Origin of the sequence: Candidatus Methylomirabilis sp. (assembly GCA_036000645.1) — a bacterium.
Classification (GTDB): domain Bacteria; phylum Methylomirabilota; class Methylomirabilia; order Methylomirabilales; family JACPAU01; genus JACPAU01.
On the sequence record DASYVA010000029.1, the window covers coordinates 1 to 5,974 of the forward strand.

Below are 5,974 nucleotides of genomic sequence, written 5' to 3' on the forward strand. Positions count from 1 at the left end.
GAGATCCTCATCAAGCAGCTGGACGACGCCGTGGACGGGAGGGTGACGGCGGCGCAGGCGATGGAGACGGTGCAGAAGCAGGTGGAGGCGGCGACCCGGCAGTAGGCGCTTGCCAAAAACACCCCCGGCCCGGGAGGGTCCGCTCCCGGGCCGGGGTGTCAGCCTAGAACCGGGCCTCCAGGGCGATCGAGACCGCCGTCTCGTGGATGAGGTGCGCCTCGAACCCCAGCGAGATGTTCGGCTGGGGAACGTAGTTCATCCCGAAGAAGACGCCGATGAGGTTGTCCTGGTCGAAGTCGCTCGAGCCTGCCCCGCTGGTCAGCTCCCCCTGGGTCAACTGCAGGACGAGGCCGGCGTACGGCGTCACCGGGCCCAGGGCAAACGAGACACCGCTAGCCAGGTCGAACTCCAGGACCTCCAACTCCCCGCCATTCTCCGACTGATAGTAGAGGAATTGCCCGACAGCACCGAGGGCCCAGTTCGGGCCCCGGAGAATGACCCCCTTGACCCCCCCGCCGAAGGCGAGGCCGAAATCACCGTTCACGTTCGGCGTGTCCGTTTCCGCCTCCGCTCCGCCCAGCCGGGCAAACACTTCGATGTTGGGCGCGATCCCGTAGGCCCCCCGGAAAAGGACCCGTTGGCTTTCCAGCTCACCCTCGTTCCCGGGCGCGATAGGGGAGTCGTACTCGATGTCCCGCTCCAGGAACTCGTACTCCACCCCCAGCGTGAAACGGGTTGGGGCCGCGACGGCGGCGGGGTCGCCCAGGCGAGCGGCCCGGGCACCCTCCGGGAAGGCGAGGCCCACCGCCACCAGCAAGGCCAGGATGCCGGCGCGCACTGCAACAGATGATGCCCGCATGAGAACCTCCTTGTGAGGGAAAAAAGGCCAGAGCCGCCCGTCAGCCCTTCCGCGGCGGCCGGGACGGGCGGATCTCGACGCGGCTGGCGAGGGCCCGCGGGTCGGAAGTGACCAGATCCAGCACCACAGCAGCCACGTCCTCCGGGGTAAGCTTCCAGGCCGCTTCCGGGCCGACCGCGTGCCCGCTGAAACCGGTGTGGACGCTCCCGGGCATGACGTAGGAGACGCGGATCCCGTCGTAGCGGACCTCCTGCATCAGGGCCTCGCTGAACCCGACCAGGCCGAACTTGGAGGCGTTGTACGCCGTCCCCTCGGGAAAGGCGTTCTTCCCGGCCAGGCTGCCGATGTTCACGATGTAGCCGCCGCCCCGCCGCCGGATGACCGGGATCGCCGCGCGGCAGCAATGGAAGACCCCGGTGAGGTTGGTCCCCAGGATCTCGTTCCACATCGCCAGGGACATCTCGGCGAGGGGGGCCCGGCCCCCGGCGCCCGCGTTGTTGACCAGGACATCCAGCCCCCCGAAGGCCTCGACCGCCGCGGCCACGAGGCGCTCCACCTCCGGGTACTCCCGGACGTCGCAGGGGAGGCCCATCACCTTTCCGCCCGGGGCCTCCTGGAGCGCCGCCACCGCGGCCTTCACGTCGGCGGCCGTCCGGGCGCAGAGGCAGACCGCCGCCCCCTCGCTGAGGAGGGCCCCCGCGATGGCGTAGCCGATCCCCCGCGTCCCGCCGGTCACCACGGCGACCTTGCCCCGCAGGCGCTCCATGCCCCTCCCGCCCCCCCGGGGCCGCGCACTAGCCATGCAGGACCGCCTCCCAGAACTCCTCCCAGTTGGCGTAGGTGTCGTCGTCGGCCAGCTGCATGGCCCGGCGCTTCAGCTCCTCCGGGCTCTTGACGATGGGGTCCCGCTCCCGTTCGAACATGTACTTGTACTCGCGATCCTCCATGCCGCTCAACCGGCGGAGGATCTCGTGCTTGCTCAGGTACTCGTACATGGCCGCTCAGGAAGCCGCCGGACCCAGGTCCGGCTCCGTGTGCACGACCACGTCCACGACGGTGGGAACCCGGTCCAGGATCCGCTCCTTCACCCGATGGGAGAGCTCGTGGGCCTCCTCGATCGGGAGGCCGGGGTCCACCTGGATGTGCAGGTCCACGTGAACGTCGTCCTCCAGACCCCGGGTCCGGACCTTATGGCAGCCCCGGATGCCCGGGATGTCCTGCACCAGAGCCGCAATCCGCTCCGGGGAGATGCGGGCGGCGTCCGCCAGCGAGTCCAGGTTCTGGCCGGCGATCCCCCAGGTCGCCCGGAGGATCAGGCCCACCAGGACCAGCGCCGCCACCGCGTCAACGGCGGGATAGCCGAGGCGGGCGGCCGCGAGCGAGGCCAGGACGGCGGCCGACGCGTAGACGTCCACGCGGGTGTGCAGGGCGTCCGCCAGGAGGATCTGACTCTTGAGCGCCCGCCCCCGCCGCGTCTCGTACCGCGTGACCAGGACGTTGACCCCCATCCCCGCGAGCCTGATGCCGAAAGAGAGAGGGGTCACGATCGGGGCCGCCGGCCACAGCAGACGGCTGACCGCCGCCTTCGCCACCTCGTACGCCGCCAGGAGCAGGAGACCGGCGATGGCCATAGCGGCCAGCGCCTCGAACTTCCGGTGGCCGTAGGGGTGCGTCCCGTCCGGGGGGCGCCTGGCCACCCCGGTGGCGACCAGGCCGACGAGGTTGGACGCTCCGTCCAGCAGGGAGTGGACGCCGTCCGCGGTCATGCTGAGGGCGCCCGTGGCGACGCCGTAGCCCACCTTGGCGAACGCCACCAGCCAATTGAGCAGCAGGACCCGCCACAGGACCGTCCGAATCTCCCAGTGCCGCGCGGGCATCCAGCCGCTCCCCGTCCCCCGCGCCCTCCCGCTCGGCCCTACCGCCCGCCCCTGGGCGCGCCGGCCGCCTCCGTCTCCCGCACTCGCTCCAGGACCACCTGGCAGATCTTCTCGTGCAGCCCCAGGGGCGCCGTCACCCGCACCCTGACCTCCGGGTGATCCTTCGCCGCCTCGGCCACCATCCGGGGGATATCGGTGGTGGAGTGTCGGCCCGGCGCGAGGAAGTAGGGATGGACGGTGATCTCGGTGGCCCCGGCCGCCACACAGGCGGCCACCCCCTGGGCGATGGTCGGCTCGGCCAGCTCCATATGGGCATACCGGATAATCGGGACGTCGGTGAGGCGCTGGAGCATGGCTGCCACGTCGGCCAGCATCTCGTTGGCCTCCCGCTTCACGCTCCCATGGTCCACGAGGAGGATGGCTCGGCTCATAGGTCCACTCCGCCCCGGGGGGCTCAGAAGAGGCCGAAGGCCCAGACCACACCCAGCAGGGCCAGGACCCCCAGGACGATGAACGACCAATGACCCCGCAGGTGGTGGATGGGGGCCACGCTCACGCCCTGACCGGGTGGGATCGCTTCAGCGGCACCCAGCGGTCGCACACCATCGTCGGGTCCACGTCCCCGGCCACCAGCTCGCAGGCCCGCGCCTCCGGCCGGAAGGCGACGCAGTTCCCGCACCGCCGCTCCTTCCGCGCCGGGCGATAGTTCACCGCGACCTTCTCCAGCTTGGCCGGATCCGGGCCCACCCCGCCCCCCAGCCGGGGATCCTCCGCCATCCCCTAGCGCCCCCGCTTCCGGGCCTCCCGCCACCCCAGGCCAAAGGCGACTACCGCCGCCACGAGCGCCACGCCTAGCAGCCCGACCGAGACCTGGTGCAGCTGGTTGAAGGCCACCCGCAGCGGGTCCCCCTCCGCCAGCGCCTCGATGGGCCGGCCGATGCCCTGCCGCATCGCCAGGAGGCGGGGGGAGATGAGGCCGCGCGAGAGGGCGGGGGAGAGGAGAAGAAGGGCGTAGAGCGTCAAGCTGAACGCGCCGACGGGGCGCCGCCAGGCAGTGGCGGGTCGGCTGAGCAGGGCCGTCACCAGGATCAGGGCGGCCGCCAGGACCCCCACGGCATCGAGCGTGGTCACAATCCGCGTGACCAGCTCCCCGGCCAGGTGCCGGCTGGGCAGGGCGGCGAAGGCGGCGGGCGCGACGGCGAAGGCGAAGAAAGCCATCGCCCCCGCCCAGGCCCCGAGCAGCAGGAGGTGCAGACCGGAGGCCCAGGTCCGGAGGCGCTCCCGGCGGACCGCGCCGCGGGCCAACCGTGCCGCCTCCCGCGGGAGCGGATCCTGGGCGATCTCGAAGCGCTCGAGGCGTTCCATCAGGCCGCTCCAAAGACGTCGGGGATGCCGAGGTTCCGGTGGGCCGCCTCCAACTCCTTCGCCACGGCCGCTGCCACCTCCTGGGGACTGCCGTGGCGCTCCTCGGCCGGCCCCCACCGCCAGGCCTCCAGGTAAGCATCCTCATCGCTGGCGCCGCAGACCACTGCCAGCTGATCAATGGCGTCCTGGAAGCGCTGGGGGAGCCGGACGATGGCCTCTCCTCCCGGCGCCGTCGCCTTGACCAGGGACGGGATCTCCCGCCAGTACAGGATTTGCACCCGCGCCACGCCTACCCCCTTAGGTGGCGACCCCCAGCTCCTCTTCCGGGTACTCGTCCCCGACCTCTGCTTGAGCCTTCACGTAGGCCTCCCCCACGCGGCCCCAGACGTAGGTGGACTCGTGCTGCCGCATGTAGGCCACCAGGATCCGCTGCAGGCCAGCCAGGAGGGCCTCCTCGTCCTCTCGCGATGCCGCGTCCTCCGCCCAGCGGCCGATCGCCTCGAGCATCTGCTCCGCCGACGCCATCCCTCTTCCTCTCCCCCGCGAGCCCCGGGCAAGCGGCACGCGCCACCCGCTGAAGGTAGCAAATCGTTGCCGGCCCTGACAAATGAAAAGGCCCGCGGCAGCGGCGGAAGCGCCCCATGCCCCAGCCCGGGAGTCCCGCCTGGGCACCAGGGTTCCGCGGCCGTTCAGCTCCCGCGGCGCCAGAAGCGGCGAGTGCGGCCCGCGAGGTGCTGGTAGGCCTGCTGGATCTGGATGAGGCGCCGATGGGCCAGGTCCTGGAACTCCTTCCCGAGGTGGTTGACCTTGTCCGGGTGGTACTGGGCGACCAGCCGCCGGTACGCCGTCTTCACCTCCTCTTGGGACGCGCCCGGCTCGAGCCCGAGGACGACATAGGGGTCCTCCTCGCGCTCGTCTGTCGCCGCGGCGCGGGGGCGCGACTCCCCTTCTCCGGCGGCCTCCCCGCCCCGGCGCCCCGCGGCCGTGCGCCCCTGGAGGCGCCACAGGAGGTACGCCACGAGGGCCAGGACCGCGAGGTCATCGAACCATCCCGGCCCGACCAGGACATCGGGGATGAGGTCAAAAGGGCTCACGACGTACAGGAGCCCCAGGATCAAGGGGAGGGCACGTTTCAGCCAGGCGCCCATGGCTCGTCTCACGCGGCCACCGGCCCGCGGGGCCGGGGTGGGCCTGCCTGAAGGAGGCGGCTCGGGAGCCGCATGCCGGGGAGCAGGGTCTGGAGGAACCGGGACGCCTCGCAGAGGCGCGCGATGTCCACGCCGGTCTTCACGCCCATCTCCTCGCAGAGGAAGCTCACGTCCCCTCCTCGCCAGGCGACCTCCCGGTCCTCTCCCCCGTATGGTACACCGGAAGGCTGCCGGGCGTGAAATTTTCGCACCCCCCGGCAATGGCATCGGGCGTATAAGGAGGGTGAGGGACGCGCCGGGGTGGGCGGGAGGTGAGGGTGGAGGCGAGCGACGAGGCTCTGCTGCGCCGGATCCAGGCGGGGGACGCCGGAGCCTTCGAGGCCCTCGTCCGGCGCCACCAGGACCGGATCTTCTCCGTGGCCTACCGGATCCTGGGCGATCCCGCCGACGCCGAAGAGGCCGCCTCCGCCGCCTTCCTCAAGGTGTTCCAGCGGGCAGCCACCTACGATTCCCGCTGGAAGGTCACCACGTGGCTCGGGCGGGTGGTGGCGAACTGCTGCGTGGACCACTATCGCCGGCGTCTCCGGCAGGGGCGAAGGCCCGAGCCCGCCCCCGGCAGATCCGACGGGCGCGGGTCGAGCCCGGAGGAGGAGTACGCCGGGGCCGAGCGGCGGCGGCTCCTGCAGGAGGCGCTGCTCGCCCTGCCCCTCGAGACCCGTCTCGTC

At 71.6% G+C, this 5,974-nt stretch carries 12 protein-coding genes; 1 reads left to right on the forward strand and 11 read right to left on the reverse strand.

Annotation, left to right across the window (positions count from 1 at the left end; genetic code table 11):
- Window positions 1–163: 163 nt before the first annotated feature.
- The 11 genes from VGT06_01485 to VGT06_01535 all read right to left on the reverse strand — a co-directional run bounded on the left by VGT06_01485 (window position 164) and on the right by VGT06_01535 (window position 5,419).
- Complete coding sequence (locus VGT06_01485; protein ID HEV8661803.1) at window positions 164–859, reverse strand: hypothetical protein; 696 nt, start codon at window positions 857–859, stop codon at window positions 164–166.
- 40 nt (window positions 860–899) lie between these two features.
- Complete coding sequence (locus VGT06_01490) at window positions 900–1,625, reverse strand: SDR family oxidoreductase (GenBank protein HEV8661804.1); 726 nt, start codon at window positions 1,623–1,625, stop codon at window positions 900–902.
- A 28-nt stretch (window positions 1,626–1,653) separates the two neighbouring features.
- Window positions 1,654–1,854, reverse strand: coding sequence for a hypothetical protein (locus VGT06_01495; GenBank protein ID HEV8661805.1), 201 nt, complete (start codon window positions 1,852–1,854; stop codon window positions 1,654–1,656).
- A gap of 6 nt (window positions 1,855–1,860) precedes the next feature.
- A complete protein-coding gene (locus VGT06_01500) occupies window positions 1,861–2,736 on the reverse strand; it encodes a cation diffusion facilitator family transporter (protein HEV8661806.1) in 876 nt (291 codons plus the stop codon).
- A gap of 38 nt (window positions 2,737–2,774) precedes the next feature.
- Window positions 2,775–3,167 (reverse strand): CbiX/SirB N-terminal domain-containing protein, encoded by a 393-nt coding sequence (locus tag VGT06_01505; GenBank protein ID HEV8661807.1) that lies wholly within the window; start codon window positions 3,165–3,167, stop codon window positions 2,775–2,777.
- Between the two features lie 121 nt (window positions 3,168–3,288).
- On the reverse strand, window positions 3,289–3,513 hold the full coding sequence (locus VGT06_01510; GenBank protein HEV8661808.1) for a hypothetical protein: 225 nt from the start codon (window positions 3,511–3,513) through the stop codon (window positions 3,289–3,291).
- Between the two features lie 3 nt (window positions 3,514–3,516).
- A complete protein-coding gene (locus VGT06_01515) occupies window positions 3,517–4,101 on the reverse strand; it encodes a DUF4149 domain-containing protein (GenBank protein HEV8661809.1) in 585 nt (194 codons plus the stop codon).
- Complete coding sequence (locus VGT06_01520) at window positions 4,101–4,388, reverse strand: virulence factor (protein HEV8661810.1); 288 nt, start codon at window positions 4,386–4,388, stop codon at window positions 4,101–4,103. Before VGT06_01520 ends, VGT06_01515 begins: the two co-directional genes overlap by 1 nt.
- A gap of 10 nt (window positions 4,389–4,398) precedes the next feature.
- The gene (locus VGT06_01525) at window positions 4,399–4,626 is read right to left on the reverse strand and encodes a hypothetical protein (GenBank protein ID HEV8661811.1); all 228 of its coding nucleotides are present in this window, start codon (window positions 4,624–4,626) and stop codon (window positions 4,399–4,401) included.
- Window positions 4,627–4,790: 164 nt separating this feature from the next.
- A complete protein-coding gene (locus tag VGT06_01530) occupies window positions 4,791–5,249 on the reverse strand; it encodes a DnaJ domain-containing protein (GenBank protein HEV8661812.1) in 459 nt (152 codons plus the stop codon).
- An 8-nt stretch (window positions 5,250–5,257) separates the two neighbouring features.
- Window positions 5,258–5,419 (reverse strand): hypothetical protein, encoded by a 162-nt coding sequence (locus VGT06_01535; protein ID HEV8661813.1) that lies wholly within the window; start codon window positions 5,417–5,419, stop codon window positions 5,258–5,260.
- Window positions 5,420–5,566: 147 nt separating this feature from the next.
- Here VGT06_01535 and VGT06_01540 point away from each other — a divergent pair.
- Window positions 5,567–5,974, forward strand: a 408-nt coding sequence (locus VGT06_01540; GenBank protein HEV8661814.1) for a sigma-70 family RNA polymerase sigma factor, incomplete at its 3' end; no start/stop codon positions are given.

What these genes read in the sequence shown, in the direction of transcription:
- VGT06_01485 (HEV8661803.1), bottom strand. Translation starts at nt 859, where the DNA reads ATGCGGGCATCATCTGTTGCAGTGCGCGCCGGCATCCTGGCCTTGCTG.
- VGT06_01495 (HEV8661805.1), bottom strand. Translation starts at nt 1,854, where the DNA reads ATGTACGAGTACCTGAGCAAGCACGAGATCCTCCGCCGGTTGAGCGGC.
- VGT06_01500 (HEV8661806.1), bottom strand. Translation starts at nt 2,736, where the DNA reads ATGCCCGCGCGGCACTGGGAGATTCGGACGGTCCTGTGGCGGGTCCTG.
- VGT06_01515 (HEV8661809.1), bottom strand. Translation starts at nt 4,101, where the DNA reads ATGGAACGCCTCGAGCGCTTCGAGATCGCCCAGGATCCGCTCCCGCGG.
- VGT06_01505 (HEV8661807.1), bottom strand. Translation starts at nt 3,167, where the DNA reads ATGAGCCGAGCCATCCTCCTCGTGGACCATGGGAGCGTGAAGCGGGAG.
- VGT06_01525 (HEV8661811.1), bottom strand. Translation starts at nt 4,626, where the DNA reads ATGGCGTCGGCGGAGCAGATGCTCGAGGCGATCGGCCGCTGGGCGGAG.
- VGT06_01510 (HEV8661808.1), bottom strand. Translation starts at nt 3,513, where the DNA reads ATGGCGGAGGATCCCCGGCTGGGGGGCGGGGTGGGCCCGGATCCGGCC.
- VGT06_01490 (HEV8661804.1), bottom strand. Translation starts at nt 1,625, where the DNA reads ATGGAGCGCCTGCGGGGCAAGGTCGCCGTGGTGACCGGCGGGACGCGG.
- VGT06_01530 (HEV8661812.1), bottom strand. Translation starts at nt 5,249, where the DNA reads ATGGGCGCCTGGCTGAAACGTGCCCTCCCCTTGATCCTGGGGCTCCTG.